This is a genomic window from Altererythrobacter litoralis (assembly GCF_036324225.1).
Taxonomy (GTDB): Bacteria; Pseudomonadota; Alphaproteobacteria; order Sphingomonadales; family Sphingomonadaceae; genus Erythrobacter; species Erythrobacter litoralis_A.
The window spans coordinates 24,967-47,426 of record NZ_JAZDQV010000012.1 but is presented as its reverse complement, the minus strand read 5'-3'; the positions used below and the strand labels follow the sequence as shown (position 1 = coordinate 47,426).

The following is a 22,460-nucleotide window of genomic DNA, read 5'->3' as shown; positions in this document are numbered from 1 at the left end:
TCCTTGTATTCGTCTTGCAGGCGGTCGTACGCTCACCCCTGCTTGCGCATCGCCTTGGGCCAGATCCCCTGCTTGCCCGGGGAAAGGATGCCGTTGGGGTCGAGCACATCCTTGAGGCGATGGTGCAAATCCCACAGCGCCCCATCGTTGTGCTTATAGGTCTTGGCGATCTGGTCCATGAAGGCGAGGTGCGTTCGATACTCGCCAAAGCCAGCATCCGCCGCTTCGTCGACCAGCTTGGCGAACAGATCGTAGGCTCCCTTGCGCATGACCTCGTCGGCGCGGTCGTACATGATCATCAGGATGTGGTGCATGTCGCGCCACCCCACGAGGAACTCGCCGATGTAGTCGAAACCGTAATCATGGCAGCGTTGCTTGATCAGGTTGTACTGGCTCAGCGCTTCCTTGCCGTCGGGTGCCGAGATCGGCGAGAAGTTGATATGCCCGCCGCCGCCGATCCAGTTCATGATGCTGAACTCGGTCATGTTCGGCTCGCCGCGCATGAGCTGAATTCGATAATCCCAGGCGGGATCGTTCTCGCGGCTGAGGTGCAGTTTTGCGCCGGGAATGCTCATCATCGCTTCCTCGACGAGCTTCCAGTTGTTCTCGATGATCGGAGGCGGGCCGTACAGCGCGGCATAGAAGTTCCACATGCCCAGGTCATGGTCCGAAGCGATCTTCTTGCGGATCGAGTCTGGGATAGGGCCCTTGCCGTCGAAGTAATGGCGGCGCGTGGTCTTGGCGGAGACTTCCCACAGGAGGTCGACCGCCACAGCGGCGTTGGGGATCACCTGGTTGATCTTCAGCGGCAGCACCGCGTCGAAGATCGCAGCAAGGTCTTCCTCGCGCTCGTAGGTGATCATGAACGGCTTGTAGCCCGGCGGTTCAGGCATCAGCCAGATGCCCATCTTGGTCACTACGCCGAAATTGGACTGGGTGAACATGCCATCAAAATGCGGGCCCGCTGCATGCTTGGTGGATTGCCAGTGCGGCGATCCCTCGATTGCGCCCTGGCCGGTGCGGACGACCTGGCCATCGGCCAGAACCACTTCCATGCCACATTGCATGATGAAGTGATCGCCATAAGGCGTGTAGCCGGCACCGTGTTCGAGCGCGTTGCCCATCACGCCGCCCCAGCCCGGAGCCGCCGGATCAACCCAAAGCTTGCTGCCGATCTGGCGCAAATGGCGGTGAAGCTGATAATAGGAAACGCCTGGTTCGACCAGCGCATAGCCGTATTTCTCGTTCACCTCAAGTATGCGGTCCATCCGCTTGAGGTCGAACATGATATAACCGGACTGGCGCGGGGCCGGGCCGCCATAGGCGAAATTGCGGCCGTTGCCGAACGTCCAGATCGGCAGCTGGTAAGCGTTGAATACCTTCAGCGCCTGCTGAATCTGTTCCATGTTGGCCGGTGCCACAGCAGCCGAGGGCAGCAGCTCGCCATCGGCTAGCGGTGAATAGGCATCGCGGTAGGTCGACAGCGGAAGCTCATCGACAAAGACCCATTCTTTGCCGACGATCGCGGCCAGTTCGTCAAGCGCCTTGCGAAAGGTCGGGGCATCGACGCCTTGGGGCATGCGCGTGCTCACGAGTGTTGTACTCCTGCTTCGAATGCCCATGAAACGAGCATGCCGGGGCTCTTGCCATCGAGGCCGCAATGTCCTGACTGGCACCGCATTTCGGCATCCTGGCGATCGCCGACGAGCGCATCCTGCATGTGGTGGGCAAGAACGCTGGGCCAGCCGACGCTGGCCCGCGCAAGCAGCGTCGGCGCGCCAACAGTCTGGTGTTCCCAGCGCAGCTTGCGGTATTGATGGGTCCACTGCAGTAGCGGGCGGGCGCCGCCAGCCACCAGGATCTGCTCGGCGATCATCGCCGCGGGATCGGAAGTAAGGCCGACCAGCACGCCTTCAATCGCTTCAAGTTCATGCAGCAGGCCGTTGAGCGAGCGGTCGATCCGGATCACTCTTGCGGCTCGCCCCGAGTTGACGAAAGTTTCGGCAAAGAGCCTGCTTTCGGGAACTTCCGTCTCCTCGATGACGATGATCTTGCGCGGCCGCTGCGCCAAAGCGCTGCGGCCGATTCCCAGACCGGCAACGATAGTACCCACGGCGCCACCGCTCATGACCGTGCGACGGCTGACATCCCACGCCATTCTCAATTCCCTTCCATTTGGCCAGCACCAGAAACAAGGCTTGCCGCCTCTTTGCTAAGGCCTTGCCAGCGTTTCTCCGACTTCGCATGAAGCCCGAACAGATCCAGTACCCGCATGCAGCTGTGATCGACCACGTCGGCCAGCGAGCTCGGCCGCGCATAGAAGGCCGGCACCGGAGGGAAGATCACCGCCCCCATTTCGGTGCAGGCCGTCATGTTGCGCAGGTGCGCCAGGTTGAGCGGCGCTTCGCGGGTGATCATCACCAGGCGGCGCCGTTCCTTCAGCATCACGTCGGCCGCGCGGGTGATGAGGTTGTCGGACAGGGCGTGCGCCACCGCGCCCAGCGTGCGCATCGAACATGGCGCGATCGCCATGCCTTCGCACACGAACGAACCGCTGGCGATCGAGGCGCCGACGTTGCGGACGTTGTGCACCACATCGGCCAGCGCTTCGAGCCGGGCTTTGCCTTCGGGCAGTTCCTCGCGAATGTTGAGCAGCGCCGCCGGAGACATCACCAGATGGGTTTCCCAACCGCCCGTCTCGCGCAGCAGCTCAAGCAGGCGAAGACCATAGACCGAGCCGGTTGCGCCGGTAATCCCCACGACCATGCGCTTCAAGGCAGGAGACCTTCCTGCGCGTTTTGGGCGGTCAAGGTCGCGTAAGGCCTAGCCTTGAAGGGCATGCTGAATTCCATCTCCCGATCTTTTTTCGACATCATACAATGCATTCCGCATTGAGCAACAACAATCTTGACTCCTTGGGACCGCATTCCGCTTACACCGGACTCTCGGGCCGGACCCCAGCACTTATAGTCTTCATCTCCAGGAATTCTTCAATACCGTGTCGCGAACCTTCTCGGCCCAGTCCCGATTCCTTGATGCCGCCAAACGGGGCGGTCTCGGTCGAGACGATGCCGCTGTTCAAGCCGACCATCCCGGTCTCAAGGCCTTCGGAAACCCGCCAGGCGCGGTCAATGTCGCGGGTGAAGGCATAAGCCGCCAGCCCCGAGTGCGTGGCGTTGGCAAGCGCCAGCGCTTCGGCCTCGGTTTCGAAACGGAACACCGGGGCAACCGGCCCGAAGGTCTCCTCGTCCGCCAGTCGCATCGCCGGGCTCGCTCCGGTCAGAACGGTTGGTTGGAAGAACAGATCTCCGGCCTCGTGTCTCTTGCCGCCGGTGACCAGCTGGGCACCATGCGCCGCGGCATCGGCGACATGCCCCTGAACCTTGGCCAAGGCTGATGCGGTGATTAACGGTCCCTGGTCGGTTGCGCCTTCAAGGCCGTTGCCGACCCGGAACGCGGACACCCTGGCGGCCAGCGCCTCGACGAAGCGGTCATGAATGCCGCTCTGCACGAGGATCCGGTTGGCGCAAACGCAGGTCTGTCCGGTGTTACGGAATTTCGAGGCAATCGCCCCCTCGACAGCCTGATCGAGATCGGCATCGTCGAACACCAGCAGCGGGGCATTGCCGCCCAGTTCCATCGAAACCCGCTTGAGCGTGGTAGCGCATTGTGCGGTCAACAACTTGCCAATCGCGGTCGAACCGGTGAAGGTGAACTTCGTAACATCGGGATGGCTGGTCAGGACCGATCCGATTGCGGGCGCATCCCCGCAGACCACGTTGAACACGCCGGGCGGAATGCCCGCTTCGAGGGCGAGCTTCGCCAGAGCGAAAGCGGTCATGGGGGTGAGTTCGGACGGTTTGAGGGTCACGGTGCAGCCCGCCGCCAGTGCAGGCGCGACCTTGCGGGTGATCATCGCGGCGGGAAAGTTCCACGGCGTAATGGCGCCCACCACGCCGACTGGCTGACGGATCACGACGATCCGCCGGTCAGCGCTGGCCGGAATGACCTCGCCATAGACACGGCGCGCCTCTTCGGCGAACCACTGGATGAAGCTTGCGGCGTAATCGACCTCGCCCAGCGCTTCGGCCAGCGGTTTGCCCTGTTCGGCGGTCATCAGCAAACCAAGATCGTGGCGATGGAGCCGGACCAGCGCCAGCCAGTCATGCAGCAGGCGCGCGCGTTCCTGAGCGGGCCGCTTGCGCCAATCGATGAAGGCGCGGGAATTGCTTTCAATTGCCCGGCGCGTCTGGGCAGCGCCCAGCTTGACGACATTCGCCAGCGTTTTGCCGGTTGCCGGGTTAGTGACCGCGTAGGTAGAGTCGGCACAGATCTCGGCGCCGTCGACAAGCGGTTGGCCGGTCAGGAAATCGCTGCGCTCGAGCGGGGGGATCGTAACGCCCAAGACATTGCTCCTTTAGCCGCAAGACAAGTTGCCAATACCAAATTGGGCGGCGAGGTGTCTGGCAGGCTCTTGGTCGGTGCCACCAGAAGGGTGAGGGCGGCGGCGGACCGCCGCCCTCGGGGGTGGTAAGTGTCAGTACTGATAGGCGAGCTTGAGGAACCATTCGCGCGGACGCGAGAAGCTTGCGGTGGCGGCGCCGCCGATGTCGAGATCGACGTACCCGCCTTGGATGTATCGTTTATCGGTCAAGTTGGTGACGCCGCCAGTCACGGTGAAGTGTTCGCTTTTGTCAGTGAACGACGCGCTCGCACCGAACACGCTATATGCTGGCTGAAACAATTGCGGGCTATTTACCGCATCCTTGAAGGTGCCGCTTTGATGGAACCAGTCACCACGAAGCGTCAGTTTGCCGGCTTGCCCTTCATAGACATCCGCATTGATAGCTGCCGAAGCTGTCCACTCGGGTACGAAAGCAAATTTCGAATCCGTGGTGACGGGGGCGGCTGCTAAGTCGATGTCGGTGTAATAGGCATCCAGATAACCTACACCAAAGGTCAACTGAACCTGATCGATTGGAGCCGCTTCGCCCTCGACCTCAAATCCCTTGATCCGGCCGGTGCCCGCATTTCGTACCTTCGGTGCGATTCCCTCATTAACAACGATCTGCATATCGGAATAATCGGAGAGGAACGCAGCCAGGTTAAGGCGAAGCCGCCGGTCGAAGAACTCGTTCTTGAGGCCGATTTCGTAGGATTCAACGAATTCCGGCGTGAACGAGGGGGTCGCGATTTCCGCCGGGAAGATGCGTTGGCTGAACCCGCCGTTCTTGAACCCCTTCGAATACGAAGCATAAATCAGTGTATCGTCGGTGATCTTGTAGTCCGCCGAAATCGCCGGGGTCCATTCCTTCGCCTTTGCCTGGACCTGGACAGCCGGCATCGTGTGGTTGCCTCCGGGGTTGGTTGCCGAAGGCTCGCACCCGCCTGGAAGCGGGAAGCCGGCAAAGGCTTCGAACCCCGGAACTCCTGGTGGGATCACGCCCGGCACGGCCTGCCCGACGAGGCACTGGCTGAAGGCAATGAAAGCGCCATCGGGATAAAGCGAAGAAAGCACCGGATCGAACCGCGACCGATCATTGTAAATGACCTGTAGCGACGGATCGAACCGCTTGGTTTCGTTGGTGTAACGAATGCCTGGCGTGATTGAGAACCGGTCGGTTACTTTGAATGTCGCTTGCAAGTAGGAAGCGTAACTGTCGTTGTCGATCTCACCCCCGGAGAAGAACTGGGCGAACCCGAATTCGAGCGGCTCTTTGTCAATGCCCTTTTCTTTCAAATAATAAGCGCCCAAAACAAAATTCACGCGATCATCCAATATGCTGCCAGTCAGCTGCAACTCCTGTGATGCCTGCCAAAGATCAATATTGTTGGTAAGTTGGAGAACATCGTGCGGGGTGCCATCGAAATCGTATTCGAAGACAGACTTCTGATCGCGGTAAGAGCTGATCGACTTCAGGCTGATGTCGCCGAAGTCATAGTCCAGGGTCAGGTTGACCCCCCACAGATCGAAGTCCGAACGGTTGTTGCCGCCAGCCCAGGTGGTGTCGGGATCGCCTGTGATCCAGCGCGTGCTGGCGCAATCCGGGTTGCTGGTCGGCGCTAGTGTACCAGGTATCGGACCGGTGGGCCCGAACCCGCCCCAAGCCGCGCCGCAGGCGCCCGTAGCGGCTCCGGCCGCAGAGATCTTGTTCCAAAAATACATCGAGCTCGGCGCGGCGATCAGACGATTGGAACCGCCCGGCGGCGCACTGTTCGGAATTTCGACAAAGCGCAGCGGGACGGCCTGGTCCTGCAGTTCGATCAATGAGATAGCCGTTTGTTCCTCGCGGCGGATGTTGACGTCACCGCTCAGGTTGACGGTCAGCTTGTCCGTCGGCTCCCACTTGAACGCAAGCCGGGCACCGAAGCTGTCTTTGTTGCCCTGGCGTCCGCCGTCGAACAAACGCTTCTGGTAGCCGTCGCGGGTTTCATAGGACGCGACGGCCCGCATTGCGAGATTGTTGCTAAGGGGCACGTTGACCATGCCTTTGAAGTCGGCGCGGTTGAACCGGCCGGTCGCCGCTTCGAGCTTCATGTCGAAATCGTACTGCGGTTCGACGGAATTGACGACGATCGCGCCGCCGATGGTGTTCTTGCCGAACAGTGTGCCCTGCGGCCCGCGCAGGACCTGGACGCTCGAAATGTCGGCCATGTCGAGCAGCGCGCCAACCGAGCGGGCGACATAGACGCCATCGACATAGACGCCCACGCCCGGGTCGACGGTGATATTGAAATCGGTCTGGCCCACGCCGCGGATGAACGAGGTGATCGAGGCGCTCGAACCCGAAATGTTGGCGACCGGCGAGATGTTCACGTTCGGCGCGAATTTTGCGACTTCGGCCACGTTGGTGATCTGGCGTTCCTCGAGCATTCCGCCGGTCAACGCGGTGATCGCGACCGGCGTTTCCTGCAGGTTCTCGTCCCGCTTGCGCGCAGTCACGATGATTACATCTAGACCGCCGGTCTGTTGCTCCTCAGCCTGAGGCTCACTTGTTGCGGCGTCCTGCGCATGCGCCGCCATCGGTGCGAGCCCGATTGATCCGACGATCGCCGAGGCGCTGGCGCGCAGGACGACCTTCCTGAAATTGATCGATTGCTTTGTCATTGGCATCATCCTCCCTATTGTTATGTCACTTTACAACTTGGTCTCGATTGAAATTCCAATCTTACGAGGCTGCTCGTAGAAGCCGTCGGTGCTGAGTGCGCCGGGCCGGACCGTCTGCAGCACCTTCTCGTTGGTGAGGTTGGTGACCCACAACCCGATCTTGAATCGCTCGCTCTCGGGCGTCCAACTGACCGACCCGTTGATGAGCGTATAGGACGGTTGCGAGAAGATGTTCGCGAAGTCGTAATAGACCCGTGAGCTCCAGGACAGGTTACCTGCGAAAGTGATACGACCGTTACCGATATCGTGTCCCCAATCGAACCCGACATTGCCCGACCATTCGGGGGCCCGGGTCATGACATTGTCCGAAGCGTCGAATGTCACCACGTCGTTGCCGCCGTCGGCGCGCGGAAAGAAGCCTTGGGCATTGGGGAAATCCTCATAACGGGCGTGGGTATACGCTACCGCGCTCCGCAGCGTCAGGTCTGCTACGGGACGGACGAAAACCTCGAACTCGCCGCCGTAGATTTCCGCGTTGGCGGCGTTTTGCAGGATGTAACTAGCACCGATGGCGTCTCTCGCCTGTAGCTGGAGATCCTGGTAATCGTAGTAGTAAATCGACAGGTTCGTCCGCAACCAGTCGAGCGGATCAGATTTGATACCGAATTCAGCTGCCTTGATGTTTTCTGGATTGACCGGCGTAGTGCTGAGCGCCGCCATGTTGAATACGCCGCTCTTGAAAGCCGTGCTGTAAGTGGCATAAACGTTCGTCTTGTCGCTCACCTCATAGCGGACGCCGACTTTGTAGTTGAACTTGTTGAACGTCTTCTCGGCATCATCGATCCGCAGCACGCCGTTTAGCGTCTGGCTGTAACTGCGCTTTTCGGTCGTGTAGCGCCCACCAAGGGTGAGAAACAGGCCGGGCTGGACTTCATAGGTTCCCTCCGCGAACCCCGCGAACGAACGGCCGTCGAGCTGCGGGGTCAATGTAGGGCCGGCCAGAGGCAGCGTGGGATTGGCGGCAGTCAAGGGTTGCAGGAAGGAACTGCCGCCGAATTGGTAGAAGTAACCGCCGACCAGCCATTGGAACGGCCCGGGAGTTGCCGAACTCAGCTTTATCTCCTGGCTGCCTGATTCGGTGTTGAAAGTTGCCGGGAAGTTTCCAAGCCTCAGGTTCGATGCGTCCGAATCGGTGGTCTGGTTCCAGCGCAGAAGCTGGTATCCGCTCGTGGTTTCGAGCAGGACACTGCCCAGATCTAGACGGGTGTGCAGCGCGCCGCTCCACCGCCTCAAATTCAACAAAGGAACCTCGGTCAGCGACGCCTGCCAGGCATCGGTCGGTAGGATCACGCCGGGAAAGCGGCGACCCGCCGTATTTCCGTCCAACGGTTGTGGGGAGTTGGTGGTGCTTTCCTGGTTGAAGTACTCGCCCGTCAGGACAACCTTGAAATTGTCGGTCGGCTCGAACAGCAGTTTGCTGCGCAAGTCGATCACACGCTGATTGCCGAGCGTTCCTCCCCGAACCAGATCGTCGATGTATCCGTCGTTCTTCCGGAACAAGCCGGCGAAGTCGGCGGCGGCGTTTTCGCTCAAGGGGCCAGTAAAATAGACGCGGGCATCATAGTCGCCCGCGTCGCGGCGCATCCGCCCCACCCGCAGCGATGCCTTGCCTCGAAAATCGAAGCTGGGATCGGGGGTGATGACATTGATCAGACCGCCGGTGGCATTGCGTCCGAAGGTTGTACCCTGCGGGCCGCGCAACACCTCGACGCGTTCGACCTCGACCAGATCGATCCAGTTGGCGGCGGATTCAGGCTGATAGACGCCATCGACATAGGTAGCGATGTTGGGCTCGTCGCCGATCGAAATCCCCGTCGAACCGACACCGCGCACGACCGGCTGGAACACGCCCATGTTGCGGCTGCCGATGAAGCCGGGAACAACCTGCGTCAGTGAGCGGACTGTCGACACGTCGGCCGCGGCAAGTGTATCGCCGGTCACCGCAGTAACCGCAATCGGCACATCCTGCAGCTTCGCCTCGCGCCGGGTGGCTGTCACCACGATATCGCCCAAGCCTGTTTCTGCTTCTTGCGATGCCTCCGGTCCGGTTGAGGAGTTCTGTTCTTGCGAGGTGTTGACACTCTGGGCCAAGACCGTCTGCGGGGCTGGGCCAAGACCGTCTGCGGGGTCAATGCAGTCGCGCAAAGCAGGGTAATTGAATGAGCTTTCAGCCACGCCATTTCAGTACTCCCATCTTAGTTTATGTATTTATTTAGTAAGGTAATCAGAAAGAAAATCTATTCGATCGTTGCCCCAGAATATTTGGTCGTCGACAAACATCATTGGGGCACCGAACACGCCGCGCTGGATCGCTTGGGAACGTGCCTTGCGATATTCGTTCTGTCCGATCGGAGAATCGACGAATGCCAGCAGCGCATCGGCATCGAGGCCTGCCGCTGTCGCGCAAGCGGCGAGTTCGCCGCGGTCACGCGGATCGATGCCCTGGCCCCAGATCCGGCGATACGCGTCGGTCACGAACTCTTCAGCCCTGCCGTGCTTTCGGGCGTACAGGACCGCGCAATTCCAGTGTGCGCAGTCGAAGCTGGCCGGAAAGTTGAGGGGCACGCCATAGCGATCCGCCCAACGTTCGAGATCGGCTTTCATCACCTTGATCTTGGGCAGGACCTCGCGATTGGACGGGCCATAGTTGCCGGCGGCAATCTTGGCTTCGGGTATGTCGATCGGCCAGTAGTCGACCTCGCACCCCGCCGCCCGGGCGATTTCCGGCAGCTTCAGCTGCGCGAGGTAGCTGAACGGGCTGATGAAATCGAAATAAAAGTCGATAGTGCGGGTCATGCGGGCTCAAGGTCGAATCCGACCATCTCCCGATAGTTGTCCCAGAAGCCGATGATCGCGCCCTCGGTGACGAGATGGTCGGCATCCTCCGCTCGGCCGCCACCCATCGCGATGTAGGACGTCGCGCTTGCCTCGCCGACGATGGCGTCCTGGACAATTTCCACCGCTTCGCCGTCTTCCATCGAAATGAGCCCGGCGGGGCCGATCAGGTTGGCTTGCTTGAGCCGGATGGCCTGCATTTCCGCATCGTCGTCCTGGTAGCCGAAATGGGTCCAGACGAGCTCGAATTCATCCGGCCCGTAGGTCACCGTCTGGCGCACCGCGAGCGTGTTCTGGATCTGCTGAAGGACCAGATTGGGGTAGACCGCAAGGATCACCAGCGTGACGTTATCCGCGAACTCCTGCCGACCTTTCAGCAGCGACATGTCCTGCAGCTTGAATTCGGTGTCGAAGGTGCGCGAATCGCCATAGGCCTGCTTGTCGGCGGCATCGTCGTTGCTGGCCGCGATCGAATAGAGCAGCGAGTGGCGTTTGTTGGCATCCATCAATGCCTCACCTGTCTGGGTCGAGCGATAGAGACCAAACGTGTTGTGGAACAGGTGCAGCAGGCTGGCGTGGTAGGGATCGCGGGTGTTCTCGGCGTAGAGCTTCCAGTTCCCGCGTATCCGCTGGCGCTGGTCGCCCAGCACGGTGATCGGCTTGCACATGATCCGCTCGATCTGCTCAACCACGATCGGACCCAGGAAATCGCGGCAGGATTCGACAGTTTCGGAGAAAGAGGCAAACACCAGACCGCCAACGGTTTCGGTGCGCAGCTGGCGAAGATTGTGCTGGGACATGTCGAAATCGCCCGGCATCCCGCCCTGTCCCTTAAGGCCGCGGCGGAAGGGAACCCCGATCAGGTTCCCCTTCAGATCGTAGGCCCATTGGTGGTAGACGCATTCCAGGCTTGCGCGGTTGCCGCGCATTTCGCGGCAGACCAGGGCACCGCGATGGGCGCAGCGATTGACCACGACATGCAACGAGCCGTCGCTGTCGCGCGTGAGGATCACCGGTGTTTCGCCCACGAAGGTCGATTTGAAATCACCCGCCTGCGGAACTTCAGCCTCAAGTCCGACGAAGGACCAGCAGTTACCCTTGAAAATGTTCTCCTGTTCGCGATCGTAGTACTGGCGATCGGTGAAAACGCGGTACGGAACCCGGCATCCTTCAGTGGACGGGGCTTGATCGAAGGCGTCTGTTTGCTGGCGAATGGACATAATTGGGTGCTTTCAACTTTGCAGCTAGATCGGGCGGACCATCATCGTATCGATGAGGTGGGTGTCGAAGATCGCGGTCTTGGAAAGGAAGCGCGGGGCAGCCCCGGAAACGTCGATTTCATCGACATATTTTCCGGAATTGTAGATCGACGTCTGACCGTCGTTGCGCGTCATCAGGACCACATAGTTGGTCTGTGTGGTGACGATCTGCCCGCTCGTCGACTTCACGCGGGTCGGACCGAGAATATGCCGGTAGCTGTGCGCGGGAAAAATGTTGGCGCGGCGCAAAGACACGATGCGATCGACCAGCATGCCGCGGCTGTCGCAGAACACCGCGGCCAGATTCAGCGAACGATTGTGGTTCTCCGCAGAGATCACACTGTATCGACAATTTTCCTCGAACAGGTCGGGCCATTCTTCCAACCGGTCGTCATCGATCAGTTCCGCGTGAAGCGCATTCACCTGCGCAGCGGCATGCTGTAACTGCATCTCCTCAAGGGTGGGAAGGCCCATCATGCTGCCCCTTCGGGCTTCGTGATGCAGACCCAGCCATCCTCGATTTCGACCGGATATGAGACGATCGCCACCTGGCAGGGAAAGGCCTTGGGCGCCCCCGTCTTGATGTCGAACGAGCCGCCGTGAAACGGACATTCGATGACATCGCCGTCCTGGTACCCGTCGGTAAGCATGGCATTGCCGTGGGTGCAGAGATTGTCGGTAACGAAGATCTCGCCCTCGACATTGTATACAGCGAGCGCAGGCAACCCTTCGGCGAAGGCCGCGAGAGGCTCACCGTCCTTCACGTCGGCGACTTCACAAAGGCGTAATTTTTTCGACATGGTCGATCTGTTTCCCTGTCAAGAACTGATTCAAATTGAGATTGTCAGAGCAGCGGAATGTCCATCCCGTATCCGGCTGCCTCGTTCCCGTGCCCGAAGATGTCGCGGGTGTAGTATTCCTGCTGGCTCGGCGCCTGGCGCGCACCCCAGCCAAATTCCCACAGCCAACCCGACGGGTTAGCGCAGTAAAACGTCAAGGCCTGGTCGTTGGCGTGCTTGCCCAACTGGAGCGCTACGTCGATCTTCTTCTCACGCACAATGTCATGGGCCATGCCGAGATCGTCGAGATCGGTGTATTCGAACATCAGGTGGTTGATGCGCTTTTCCATCGGTCCGAGGCCGAAGGCTATCGAGTGCTGGCGCTCGTTGCAGTGCATGAAATAGGGCTGGGCGACCATGCCGTTCGGCAGGTGAAGGTGGTATTCGACTGAACCGCGCAGACCCAGCAGTTCATAGAACTGGGCCGCCGCCTCGACATCGTCCTGGCGCAGGATGCAGTGCCCGATCCCTTGCGAGCCGGTCAGGAACTTGCCGAACATCGGACGGCCAGGATGAAACGGCTTGTGCGTATCCACCTGGGGGCCGAAGAAAATCTCGGTCGGGTTGCCGCCCGGATCGGCCAGCTTGAGCAGCCCGAGAACCCGGCGTTCGCGCGCCTCGGCTTCGGTGCCCACGGTGAAGGGGATTTCCGCCGCGCTCAGCTTTTCCTGCATCGCGGCGAATTCCTGCGGCCCGGCCACGCGCCAGCCCATGTAGGCCAGGTCATCGCTGCCATCAGCGTGCAGGACGATGCGGTGATGCCAAAGGTCCATCCGCAGATAGAGCCGGTCCCCTTCGCCTTCATCGACGACTTCCATGCCGGCAACCTCGGCGGCGTAAGCGCGCCAGGCAGCGAGATCGGAAACGGTAAGACCAAGATAGCCGAGTTCGGTGACGACCGACATAGTTCAAATTCTCCCAATTCACCCCAAAGCGGGGACATTTTGCGTTTTGCTGGCCGCCTTGCTTCGATTCGAGTCGCCGGTTTCAGCAATTTCCGTGCAATCATCTACCAGAGCGTTTTTCATTGTGCAATACGTTGCACGAAATGATGGGATGCGGTAATAGCCGTGTGCGATCTGCGGTTGATTCGCGGAGGTATTGGGTGCCCGACGCACAGAACGGGAGAGGATTGATGGAACTCACTGAGAAAATCGGCGGCAGGATTGCCGACTTGCAGGGCTTGAAAGAGCGCATGCGCGCTTGGCTCAAGAAGGATCACGAGCGCGGGATCTTCCAGCTGGACCGCGCCGCTTTCACCGAAGCTGCGCTGTTTGAGCTCGAGATGAAGTACATCTTCGAGCGCAACTGGGTCTATCTGGCGCATGAGAGCCAGATCGCTAAACCTAACGATTTCATCACGACCAAGATCGGGCGCGTTCCTATCCTGGTCACCCGTGACAAGACGGGAGAGGTCCGAGCCTTCGTCAATGCGTGTTCGCACCGTGGCGCGCGCATTTGCCGCGAGCGGGCCGGGAACAAGCGCAACCACATGTGCCCGTTCCATGGTTGGACGTTCTCGTCCGGGGGCGACCTGTTGGACGTCACCGATGAGAGCATCGGGGGCTATCCGGAGGCATTCAATCGCGCTGATTTCGGGCTTCAGCCGGTCGCCCGGGTGGAAAGCTACCGTGGCTTCATTTTTGCCAGCCTCTCCGCCGATGTCGTCCCGCTGGTCGATCACCTCGCCGGCGCGCGGGATTTCATCGATATCTTGGTGGACCAGTCGAAGTCCGGCGCAATGGAAGTTTTGCCCGGAACCAACCGCTACCGCTATCACGGCAACTGGAAGATGCAGGTCGAGAACGGGCTCGACGGCTATCACGTCATGACCACGCACGCCAACTACTTCATGACGGTTCAGCGCCGCGTCGAAGGCGTTTCGAAGAACGAAACCAAGGCGATTAGCTTCGACGGCTTCACCGCGCGCGATGGCGGGTCGTTCTCGTTCCACAACGGACACACTGTGTTGTGGGCCGACTATGCCAACTTCATGGATCGCCCCAATTTCGAGATCGTCGACTGGCTCGAAGAGTCCTACGGCGCCGAAAAGGCCAAGTGGATGAACAAGCGCATCCGCAACCTGCAGCTGTTTCCCAACGTCTTCCTGATGGACCAGACCAGCACTCAGATCCGCATCATCCAGCCGCTAGCCGTGGATGAGACCGAAGTCAGCACGGTGTGCATCGCCCCGGTCGGCGAAAGCGCCGAGGCGCGGGCCCTGCGGCTGCGTCAGTATGAGGATTTCTTCAATTCGACCGGCATGGCGACCCCGGACGACCTGACCGAATTCAACAACTGCCAGACCGGCTTTGCCGCCGGCGAAGGCCGCTACAACGAGATGTCGCGCGGTTCGACGCGTTGGGACACCGGCCCGGGCAAGTTCGGCGAGCCGCTCGATTTCAATGTGGTGCTGAGCAGCCCGGCGGTTGCCGACGAAGGCCTCTATGTGGCGATCCATGACGAGTGGCTCACGCTCATGGAAAAGGCCATCGACAGCGAGTGCAGCGAGCTTGCCGCCTTCCTTGAGCGTTCGCAGGAGAAGGCATGATGACCGCATTCCATTCGCGCTGGCTGGCGGTTTCCCGCTTCATCGGTCAGGAAGCCATGGCGCTTGACGACAAGGACTGGGATGCCTGGCTGGCGCTCTATCACGAAGAGGCGGAATACTGGGTTCCAGCCTGGGACGATCACGAACGGCCGACTGCGGATCCGCAGAACGAAGTCTCGCTGATCTACTATCCCAACCGGGGCGGGCTTGAAGATCGGGTGTTCCGGATCAGGACCCGGCGCTCGGCGGCGAGCACGCCGCAGCCACGCACGGTTCACCAGTTCTCCCTGCTGTCTGCTGACGAGAGCGATGGCCAGGTGCATGCGCGGACGTCGTGGACCACGGTTTCGGTGCTGGAAGGCAAAGTCTCCACGCTCAGCGGGTGGGCCTTCTATGACCTCGAACCTCGGGATGATACGTTCGTGATCCGCCGCAAGAAGACGGTTGTCGTCACCGACCTGTTCCAAGAAATAGCCGATGTCTACAGCCTCTGAGCGGAGGCGCCCCGTCGTCGGGACGATGATCGGCGATCCCGCCGGGATCGGACCGGAAGTGGCGGTCAGGGCGCTGGCCGACGGTGCCGTCCACTCGGATTCGATCCCCATGCTGGTCGGCTCTGCTGCGGCGGTAGAGCGGGCGCTCGATTTCACTGGCATCAAGGCACGGCTGCGGGTGATGCGCAGCTTCGAAAAACCCAGCGACGATCCCGCGATCATCGACGTCATCGATACCGGCGCGCTGCCCGATGGCGTTCTGCCCCTGGGCGAGGACACCGAGGCCGCCGGGCACGCCACCGCGCAATGGCTTGACGAGCTCGACGCGCTGGCGCGCGACGGCTCCTTCGCGGCGACGATCATGGGGCCGATCAGCACCGGCTCGCTGAAGCTGGCCAAGAAGCTCGACAAGGTCATCAGTCCGACCCCGGGCGAAAGCTATCTGGTGTTGCTGACCGGGCCGCTCAGGGTTGCGCACCTGACCGACCACATGTCGCTGCGCCAGGTGATCGACGTCATTTCAGCCGATCTCGTCGCCACGGCGGTGGGGCAATTGCACGAGGCCATGCAATCGTGGGGCATCGCCCAACCGCGGATCGCGGTTGCCGGTCTCAACCCACATGCCATGGGCGACGAGGATCGCCTTGAAATTGCGCCTGGGATTGAAGCGGCGCGGGCAAGGGGCATCGATGTCGAAGGGCCGATCGCGCCCGATTCGGTCTTCCGCCAGTGCATCGAGGGCCGTTACGACATGGTCCTCGCGATGTTCCACGATCAGGGTCACATCGCTGTCAAGACCTGGGGCTTTTCGGGCAACAGCGTCATCATCATGGGGCCACCGTACCTGCACATGTCGGTCGCGCATGGCACGGCTTACGACATTGTCGGAACCGGCAGAGCCGATGCAGCGATGATGCTGAGCGCGATGCGCACCTGCGGGCGTCTGGCCTCAGGCCAGGGTTTCGAACAAGCTTAGGGGGAAAGAACATGAACGCCAAAACCATGCCTGTCGCTGCGGGGTCGGAGCCGACTGCGGTCGATTACGCAGTCTATCACAGCCAGGCGATCTTCACTGCCGAACAGGAAAACATCTTTCGCGGACAGACCTGGTGCTACCTCGGCCTCGAAGCCGAGCTGGCCAACAGCGGCGATTTCCGTTCGACCCATGTCGGCAATACTCCGGTGGTGGTGACGCGGGCAACCGATGGCACCATCCATGCCTGGGTAAATCGCTGCGCCCACAAGGGCGCAACCGTGTGCCGCTCGCTGCGTGGTAACCAGGCCGACGGGGCGTTCGTCTGCGTCTATCACCAGTGGGCCTACGACGCGACCGGCGCGCTCGTCGGCGTGCCGTTCCGGCGCGGGCTGAAGGGCGTGGGCGGGTACCAGGCCGATTTCGATCCAGCCGAGCATTCGCTGGAAAGGCTGCGAGTGGAATCCTTTGCAGGCATGGTGTTCGGCACGTTCAGTCCGTCCATTGCCCCGCTTGAAGACTTTCTCGGTCCGTTGATGCGCAAGTATATTTCTCGCGTCTTCCAGCGTCCGGTCAAGGTGCTGGGTTATGCGCGACAGTTCATGGCCGGCAACTGGAAACTCTATTCGGAAAACAGCCGTGACAGCTATCACGGGGCACTGCTTCACCTGTTCTATCCGACCTTCGGCATATACCGTCAGAGCCAGGAAAGTGCAGGCGAGCTTTCGGAAGAAGGCTTCCACAACGTGTTCACGGTGTCGAAGCCCAAGGGCGATGTCGATTACGACTCGTTCGGTGACGAGGCCAACCGCGAGATGCAGGGTGAGGCCAAGTTGCAGGACGAGCGCCTGCTGGCATTCCGCCCGGAGATCGCTGATGATGTCGGACTGCACATCCAGTCGATCTTCCCGTCTGTCGTTGTCCAGCAGATCCAGAACACCCTCGCCACCAGGCAGATCGTGCCCCACGGGACCGACAGGACCGAGCTGGTCTGGACCTATTTCGGTTACGCCGACGACGACGAGGAAACGACCCGCCACCGGCTGCGCAACCTTAATTTGGTTGGGCCATCCGGGCTGATCTCGATGGAAGACGGAGAAGCGGTGGAGCTGTGCCAGCAGGGGACGATCGGCGCCGAAGGCAAACGCAGCTTCGTCGAAATGGGCGGCGACGACGTGCGCCAGTATTACGCGCCGATGGGCATGGATGAAAATTCGGTGCGGGGGTTCTGGAAGGGCTATCTCGGGCTGATGGGCAATGCCCTGGCCGATCTCGCAGCGGAGGGCCGGGCATGAGCGCCACTTCCGAAAACGTTCAAGGTTCGATTGACGATTTCAACGCCGCCTATGGACTGTGCCTTGACGACGACCGGTTGGAGCAATGGCCCGACCTGTTCGTGGATGATTGCCTTTACCAGGTGATTGCGCGCGAAAATGTCGATAACGGCTTGCCGGCGGCGGTGATGTATTGCGACAGCAGGGCGATGCTGGTCGATCGGGTGGTCGCGCTGCGCAAGGCGAACGTGTTCCCCGAACATTTCAACCGCCACCTGATCGGGCGCGCGGTAATCACCGGCGTGGAAGGCGACGAGGTTTCGGCTGAAGCCAGCTACGTCGTGTTCCAGACCCGCAACGATGGTGAGACGCGCATCTACAATGCCGGCAAATATGTCGATCGGTTCGATCTTAGCGGTGGAACCGTTCGACTGAAAAGCCGGACCTGCATCTATGACACGCTGCGCATCGCCACGCTGTTGGCGACCCCGATCTGAGCCAATCCCTAATTTCCTGTTTTCCCCAGAAGGAGACTATCCATGAAGCTGTTCATTAGCCCTGGTGCCTGTTCGCTCGCTCCGCATATCGCCCTGCGCGAAACCGGCGCCACTTTCGATGCGGTGAAGGTCGATCTGGCGACCCGCAAGGTTGAGACCGGCGAGGACTTCCTAACCGTCAACCCGTCGGGCAAGGTTCCGGCGCTGACCCTCGACAGCGGCGAAACCCTGACCGAAAATCCCGCGATCCTGCTTTACATCGCCGACCAGAAGCCGGAAGCCGGCCTGGCGCCGCGCGACGGCACCATGGACCGGTACCGCCTGCTCAGCCGGCTGAGCTTCCTGGGTTCGGAGTTCCACAAGGCCTTCGTGCCCCTGTTTACGCCCGGCACCAGCGATGAAGCCAAGGCAGCCGCTACGACCGCAGTCAAGCATCACTTGGCCGCGCTCGATAAGGATCTTGCCGGCAAAGAGCACTATGTGGGCGCCGATTTTAGCGTGGCCGACATCTACCTGTTCGTGATGCTGGGCTGGCCTGCCCATGTCGGGATCGACATGAGCGCCTATCCCGCGCTGGGCGCCTATTGCAGTCGGATTGCGCAGCGGCCAGCGGTGGGGGCGGCGCTCAAGGCTGAAGGTCTCATCTGATCGAAGAGCGCGGGGCGGCGGCGATTGCCGTCGCCCACGTCGTTCTTCATTTGCAAATGCGTTTCAAATAGTGCAATGGATGAGGCTGCTGGCGACAGAGACGGCGATTCGGCGTCCAGGTCCAGCCGAATGCAAAATCATCGAGGCGGGAAAGGATCGGAGGACAGCATGGCAGACGCGACTTTGGACACGACCCGTCCGGAAATTGGCAAATCGCTGGTTGTCGGCGGAAGCTCGACCAATTACCACGACGTCGGCGAAGGCGACCCGGTGCTGCTGGTCCACGGATCGGGCCCCGGTGTGACAGCCTGGGCCAACTGGCGGCTGAATATGCCGATCCTCGCCGAGGATTTCCGGGTCATCGCGCCCGACATGTTCGGCTTCGGCTATTCGGACAGCAAGGGCCGGATCGAGGACAAGCAGGTCTGGGTCGATCAGCTCGCCGGCTTTCTCGACGGTCTGGGCATCGACAAGGTTTCGATCGTCGGCAATTCTTTCGGCGGCGGGATCACGCTGGCGTTCATGATCGCCCACCCCGATCGGGTGGAGCGCGCCGTTCTGATGGGACCTGCAGGGCTCAACTTTCCGATTACCCCTGCGCTCGACAAGGTCTGGGGCTATGAACCCTCGGTCGAAGCGATGCGCGAATCGCTCAAGTACCTTGCCTGGGATCACAGCCGCCTGACCGAGGATCTGATTCAGTCGCGCTATGTCGCCAGCGCCCGGCCCGAAGCACATGAACCCTATCATGCAACGTTCGGCGGCGCCGACCGCCAGGCCAACGTGGCGATGCTCGCCAGCCGCGAAGAAGACATCGCCGCGATTGAGCACGAAACCCTGATTTTGCACGGGATTGCCGATCAGGTGATCCCGCTGGATTCGACCGTGCGCCTCGCCACGTTGTTGAAGCGGGCCGACCTCCACCTTTTTGCCGAATGTGGCCACTGGGTCCAGATCGAGCGGATGGCGAGTTTCAATCGGACTGTCGCAGAGTTCTTTAAAAGTGGCCTCAAGGCCTGATCGGAGAGGAGTAAACGTCATGGCTCTAACAGGTGTCATTCGTCCTGGTTACGTGCAACTCAGGGTTCTCGACCTGGACGAAGCCATTTCCCATTATCGGGATCGGATTGGTTTGAATTTGGTCAATCGCGACGGCGACCGCGCCTTTTTCCAGGCGTTTGACGAATTCGATCGCCATAGCATCATCCTGCGCGAGGCCGATCATCCCGGCATGGACGTCATGGGCTTCAAGGTCGCCAAGGATTCAGATCTCGATCACTTCGCGGAACGCCTGCTCGATTTGGGTGTGCATGTCGATGTGGTCCCGGCTGGCGAAGATCCAGGGGTTGGCCGCAAGATCAGGTTCAATACGCCCACAGAGCATGTGTTCGAACTTTACGCCGAAATGGAACTTTCGGCCACCGGTCCGGCGACCAAGAACCCGGATGTTTGGGTGGTTGAGCCACGCGGGATGCGTGCCACCCGATTCGATCACTGCGCACTGAATGGCGTGGACATATCCGCATCCGCAAAAATCTTCGTCGATGCGCTGGATTTCTCGGTGACCGAGGAATTGGTCGATGAGGGCAGCGGCACCCGCCTAGGCATTTTCTTGAGCTGCAGCAACAAGGCGCATGACGTCGCCTTCCTCCACTATCCCGAAGACGGCAAGATCCACCATACGTCGTTCAATCTGGAATCGTGGCACGACGTCGGTCACGCAGCCGACATTATCAGCCGCTACGACATTTCGCTCGATATCGGGCCGACGCGTCACGGGATCACCCGCGGCCAGACGATCTACTTCTTCGATCCCTCGGGTAACCGCAACGAAACCTTCAGCGGCGGTTACATCTATTATCCCGACAATCCGCAGCGCATGTGGCAGGCAGAGAGCGCTGGCAAGGCGATCTTCTACTACGAAAAGGCGCTGAACGACCGCTTCATGACGGTGAACACCTGATCATGGACGGGGTGGTTTCGGTCCGGACGGTAGGCCACGAACTGGCGCTCAAGGCAGCGGCTGCCGCCGTTGCCACGGGTGCGGCGGCGGGCTGTCCGGTCGTTGCCGCGGTGGTCGGCGCCGGGGGAGATCTGGTCGCGTTCGTCCGCGCCAGCGGCTCCCCTTCGCCATCCGCAAAGATCGCGCAAGATAAGGCTTACAGCGCCGCCAGCTTCCGCGTCCCGACGCCGGATCTCTATGCGATGGTTTCCGGCAATCCGGCCCTGCGCGACGGAATCGTCGCGCAGCCGGGATTAGCAATGTTCGGCGGCGGCTTGCCGATCGAAATCGCCGGTGTATTCGTCGGTGCGATCGGTGTTTCCGGCGGGAGCGAAGCGATGGACGTCGAATACGCCAACGCCGGTCTCGCTGCGATCGGCGCAAGGCAATTCTGACGCACCATGGCCTCCGGCCAACTTAGGTATTATGCACCAATGACCTCAACTTCCTCCTCTCCGGTCACCGAAACTATCCTGAACTTCATTGACGGCTCCTATCGCAAAGGTAGCGAGGGTAAGTCGTTTCCCAACGTCAATCCGGCCACCGGCACCGCGATCGGGGTTGTGCACGAAGCAAGCCAGGCCGACGTCGCAGACGCCGTGGCTGCGGCCAAGGCAGCGCTTACCGGGCCATGGGGCAAGATGACCACAGCCGAGCGGGTCAAGCTGATCGCCGCCGTGGCGACCGAGATCGAACGCCGAGCGGATGATTTCCTGGCTGCCGAAGTGGCCGACACCGGCAAGCCGCGCCATGTCGCGTCCCATATCGACATTCCGCGCGGGGCCGCCAACTTCCGCATGTTCGCGGATGTCGTCTCGACAATGCCGGGCGAAAGCTTCAACACATCGACCCCCGATGGCGGCCAGGCGCTCAACTATACCGTGCGCAAGCCCAAGGGTGTGGTCGCGGTGGTCTGCCCGTGGAACTTCCCGCTGCTGCTGATGACCTGGAAGGTTGGCCCGGCGCTGGCCTGCGGCAATACCGTGGTGGTCAAGCCGTCCGAGGAAACGCCTCGGACTGCTGCCCTGCTGGGTGAAGTAATGAACGCGGTGGGCATGCCCAAGGGTGTCTACAACGTCGTCCACGGATTCGGTCCGGGTTCGGCCGGCGAATTCCTCACGTCCAACCCCGATGTCGATGCCATCACCTTCACCGGCGAGACCGGCACCGGACAGGCGATCATGCAGAAGGCCGCGATCGGCGTTCGCGACATTTCGTTCGAACTCGGTGGCAAGAACCCGGCGATTGTGTTCGCCGATGCCGACCTCGACAAGGCGGTCGAGGGTCTGTCGCGCTCGGTCTTCCTGAACACCGGGCAGGTCTGCCTCGGAACCGAGCGGGTCTATGTCGAACGACCGATCTTCGACGCCTTCGTGGCGCGGATGGCGGCGGCGGCGCAGGGCTTCAAGCCGGGCGTGACCGGTGATCGCGCCTATCTCGGCCCGCTGATCAGCGCCGAGCACCGCGAGAAAGTGCTGGGTTACTATCGCCGTGCGGTCGAGGACGGGGCCACCGTGGTCACCGGCGGCGGCGTTCCCGAAATCTCGGGCGCGGAAGCCGGTGGGTTCTTCGTGGAACCGACGCTGTGGATCGACGTCGCCCACGGCGATACCGTGATGCGCGAGGAAATCTTCGGACCGTGCTGCGGTATCGTGCCGTTCGACAGCGAGGACGAGGTGATCGCACTTGCAAACGATACGGTTTACGGCCTGTGCGCCTCGATCTGGACCGAAAACATGTCCCGCGGACACCGCGTGGCGGCGGCGATGGACGTGGGGGTGTGCTGGGTCAATTCCTGGTTCCTGCGCGATCTGCGCACGGCTTTCGGCGGGTCCGGCCATTCCGGCATCGGCCGGGAAGGCGGGGTGCACAGCCTCGAATTCTACACCGAGATCACCAACATTTGCGTGAAGCTGTAAG

General features: G+C 60.9%; 21 protein-coding genes. 10 read left to right on the top strand and 11 right to left on the bottom strand.

Annotated elements, in window-relative coordinates; genetic code table 11:
* Positions 1-32 precede the first annotated feature (32 nt).
* The 11 genes from VRS74_RS11455 to bphC all read right to left on the bottom strand — a co-directional run bounded on the left by VRS74_RS11455 (position 33) and on the right by bphC (position 13,006).
* Entirely contained in the window at positions 33-1,592 is a 1,560-nt protein-coding gene (locus VRS74_RS11455; RefSeq protein WP_354145380.1) for an FAD-binding oxidoreductase, read from the bottom strand.
* Positions 1,589-2,128 (bottom strand): hypothetical protein, encoded by a 540-nt coding sequence (locus tag VRS74_RS11450; protein ID WP_354145379.1) that lies wholly within the window; start codon positions 2,126-2,128, stop codon positions 1,589-1,591. The genes VRS74_RS11455 and VRS74_RS11450 overlap by 4 nt, the downstream gene beginning before the upstream one ends.
* 32 nt (positions 2,129-2,160) lie before the next feature.
* Complete coding sequence (locus tag VRS74_RS11445; protein ID WP_276306934.1) at positions 2,161-2,766, bottom strand: UbiX family flavin prenyltransferase; 606 nt, start codon at positions 2,764-2,766, stop codon at positions 2,161-2,163.
* Positions 2,767-2,932: 166 nt separating this feature from the next.
* Complete coding sequence (locus VRS74_RS11440) at positions 2,933-4,405, bottom strand: NAD-dependent succinate-semialdehyde dehydrogenase (protein ID WP_354145378.1); 1,473 nt, start codon at positions 4,403-4,405, stop codon at positions 2,933-2,935.
* A 132-nt stretch (positions 4,406-4,537) separates the two neighbouring features.
* The gene (locus VRS74_RS11435) at positions 4,538-7,024 is read right to left on the bottom strand and encodes a TonB-dependent receptor (RefSeq protein ID WP_354145358.1); all 2,487 of its coding nucleotides are present in this window, start codon (positions 7,022-7,024) and stop codon (positions 4,538-4,540) included.
* A 114-nt stretch (positions 7,025-7,138) separates the two neighbouring features.
* Entirely contained in the window at positions 7,139-9,181 is a 2,043-nt protein-coding gene (locus VRS74_RS11430; RefSeq protein WP_354145377.1) for a TonB-dependent receptor, read from the bottom strand.
* Positions 9,182-9,376: 195 nt separating this feature from the next.
* Positions 9,377-9,964 carry a 2-hydroxychromene-2-carboxylate isomerase gene (locus VRS74_RS11425; RefSeq protein ID WP_354145376.1) on the bottom strand — a complete coding sequence of 196 codons (588 nt, stop codon included), beginning with the start codon at positions 9,962-9,964 and terminating at the stop codon, positions 9,377-9,379.
* Positions 9,961-11,223, bottom strand: coding sequence for an aromatic ring-hydroxylating dioxygenase subunit alpha (locus VRS74_RS11420; protein ID WP_354145375.1), 1,263 nt, complete (start codon positions 11,221-11,223; stop codon positions 9,961-9,963). Before VRS74_RS11420 ends, VRS74_RS11425 begins: the two co-directional genes overlap by 4 nt.
* A gap of 24 nt (positions 11,224-11,247) precedes the next feature.
* A complete protein-coding gene (locus tag VRS74_RS11415) occupies positions 11,248-11,736 on the bottom strand; it encodes an aromatic-ring-hydroxylating dioxygenase subunit beta (protein WP_354145374.1) in 489 nt (162 codons plus the stop codon).
* The gene (locus VRS74_RS11410; protein ID WP_354145373.1) at positions 11,736-12,062 is read right to left on the bottom strand and encodes a non-heme iron oxygenase ferredoxin subunit; all 327 of its coding nucleotides are present in this window, start codon (positions 12,060-12,062) and stop codon (positions 11,736-11,738) included. The genes VRS74_RS11415 and VRS74_RS11410 overlap by 1 nt, the downstream gene beginning before the upstream one ends.
* A gap of 44 nt (positions 12,063-12,106) precedes the next feature.
* The gene (bphC, locus tag VRS74_RS11405; RefSeq protein ID WP_354145372.1) at positions 12,107-13,006 is read right to left on the bottom strand and encodes a biphenyl-2,3-diol 1,2-dioxygenase; all 900 of its coding nucleotides are present in this window, start codon (positions 13,004-13,006) and stop codon (positions 12,107-12,109) included.
* Positions 13,007-13,236: 230 nt separating this feature from the next.
* On the opposite strand from bphC, the gene VRS74_RS11400 reads away from it, so the two are divergent.
* The 10 genes from VRS74_RS11400 to VRS74_RS11355 all read left to right on the top strand — a co-directional run bounded on the left by VRS74_RS11400 (position 13,237) and on the right by VRS74_RS11355 (position 22,459).
* On the top strand, positions 13,237-14,652 hold the full coding sequence (locus VRS74_RS11400) for an SRPBCC family protein (RefSeq protein WP_354145371.1): 1,416 nt from the start codon (positions 13,237-13,239) through the stop codon (positions 14,650-14,652).
* Positions 14,649-15,146, top strand: a complete 498-nt coding sequence (locus tag VRS74_RS11395; protein WP_354145370.1) for an aromatic-ring-hydroxylating dioxygenase subunit beta — start codon at positions 14,649-14,651, stop codon at positions 15,144-15,146. The genes VRS74_RS11400 and VRS74_RS11395 overlap by 4 nt, the downstream gene beginning before the upstream one ends.
* Positions 15,130-16,122 (top strand): PdxA family dehydrogenase, encoded by a 993-nt coding sequence (locus VRS74_RS11390; protein WP_354145369.1) that lies wholly within the window; start codon positions 15,130-15,132, stop codon positions 16,120-16,122. The genes VRS74_RS11395 and VRS74_RS11390 overlap by 17 nt, the downstream gene beginning before the upstream one ends.
* Positions 16,123-16,133: 11 nt before the next feature.
* The gene (locus VRS74_RS11385; RefSeq protein ID WP_354145368.1) at positions 16,134-17,414 is read left to right on the top strand and encodes an aromatic ring-hydroxylating dioxygenase subunit alpha; all 1,281 of its coding nucleotides are present in this window, start codon (positions 16,134-16,136) and stop codon (positions 17,412-17,414) included.
* Positions 17,411-17,890 carry an aromatic-ring-hydroxylating dioxygenase subunit beta gene (locus VRS74_RS11380; RefSeq protein ID WP_354145367.1) on the top strand — a complete coding sequence of 160 codons (480 nt, stop codon included), beginning with the start codon at positions 17,411-17,413 and terminating at the stop codon, positions 17,888-17,890. The genes VRS74_RS11385 and VRS74_RS11380 overlap by 4 nt, the downstream gene beginning before the upstream one ends.
* Positions 17,891-17,932: 42 nt before the next feature.
* A complete protein-coding gene (gstA, locus tag VRS74_RS11375; RefSeq protein ID WP_354145366.1) occupies positions 17,933-18,538 on the top strand; it encodes a glutathione transferase GstA in 606 nt (201 codons plus the stop codon).
* A gap of 168 nt (positions 18,539-18,706) precedes the next feature.
* Positions 18,707-19,558, top strand: coding sequence for an alpha/beta fold hydrolase (locus VRS74_RS11370; RefSeq protein WP_066762510.1), 852 nt, complete (start codon positions 18,707-18,709; stop codon positions 19,556-19,558).
* A gap of 19 nt (positions 19,559-19,577) precedes the next feature.
* Positions 19,578-20,501 (top strand): catechol 2,3-dioxygenase, encoded by a 924-nt coding sequence (locus tag VRS74_RS11365; RefSeq protein WP_354145365.1) that lies wholly within the window; start codon positions 19,578-19,580, stop codon positions 20,499-20,501.
* A 2-nt stretch (positions 20,502-20,503) separates the two neighbouring features.
* Positions 20,504-20,935 (top strand): GlcG/HbpS family heme-binding protein, encoded by a 432-nt coding sequence (locus VRS74_RS11360; protein ID WP_010891019.1) that lies wholly within the window; start codon positions 20,504-20,506, stop codon positions 20,933-20,935.
* A gap of 39 nt (positions 20,936-20,974) precedes the next feature.
* Positions 20,975-22,459: a 2-hydroxymuconic semialdehyde dehydrogenase gene (locus tag VRS74_RS11355; protein WP_011906647.1), complete on the top strand. Its 1,485-nt coding sequence runs from the start codon at positions 20,975-20,977 to the stop codon at positions 22,457-22,459.
* Position 22,460 lies beyond the last annotated feature (1 nt).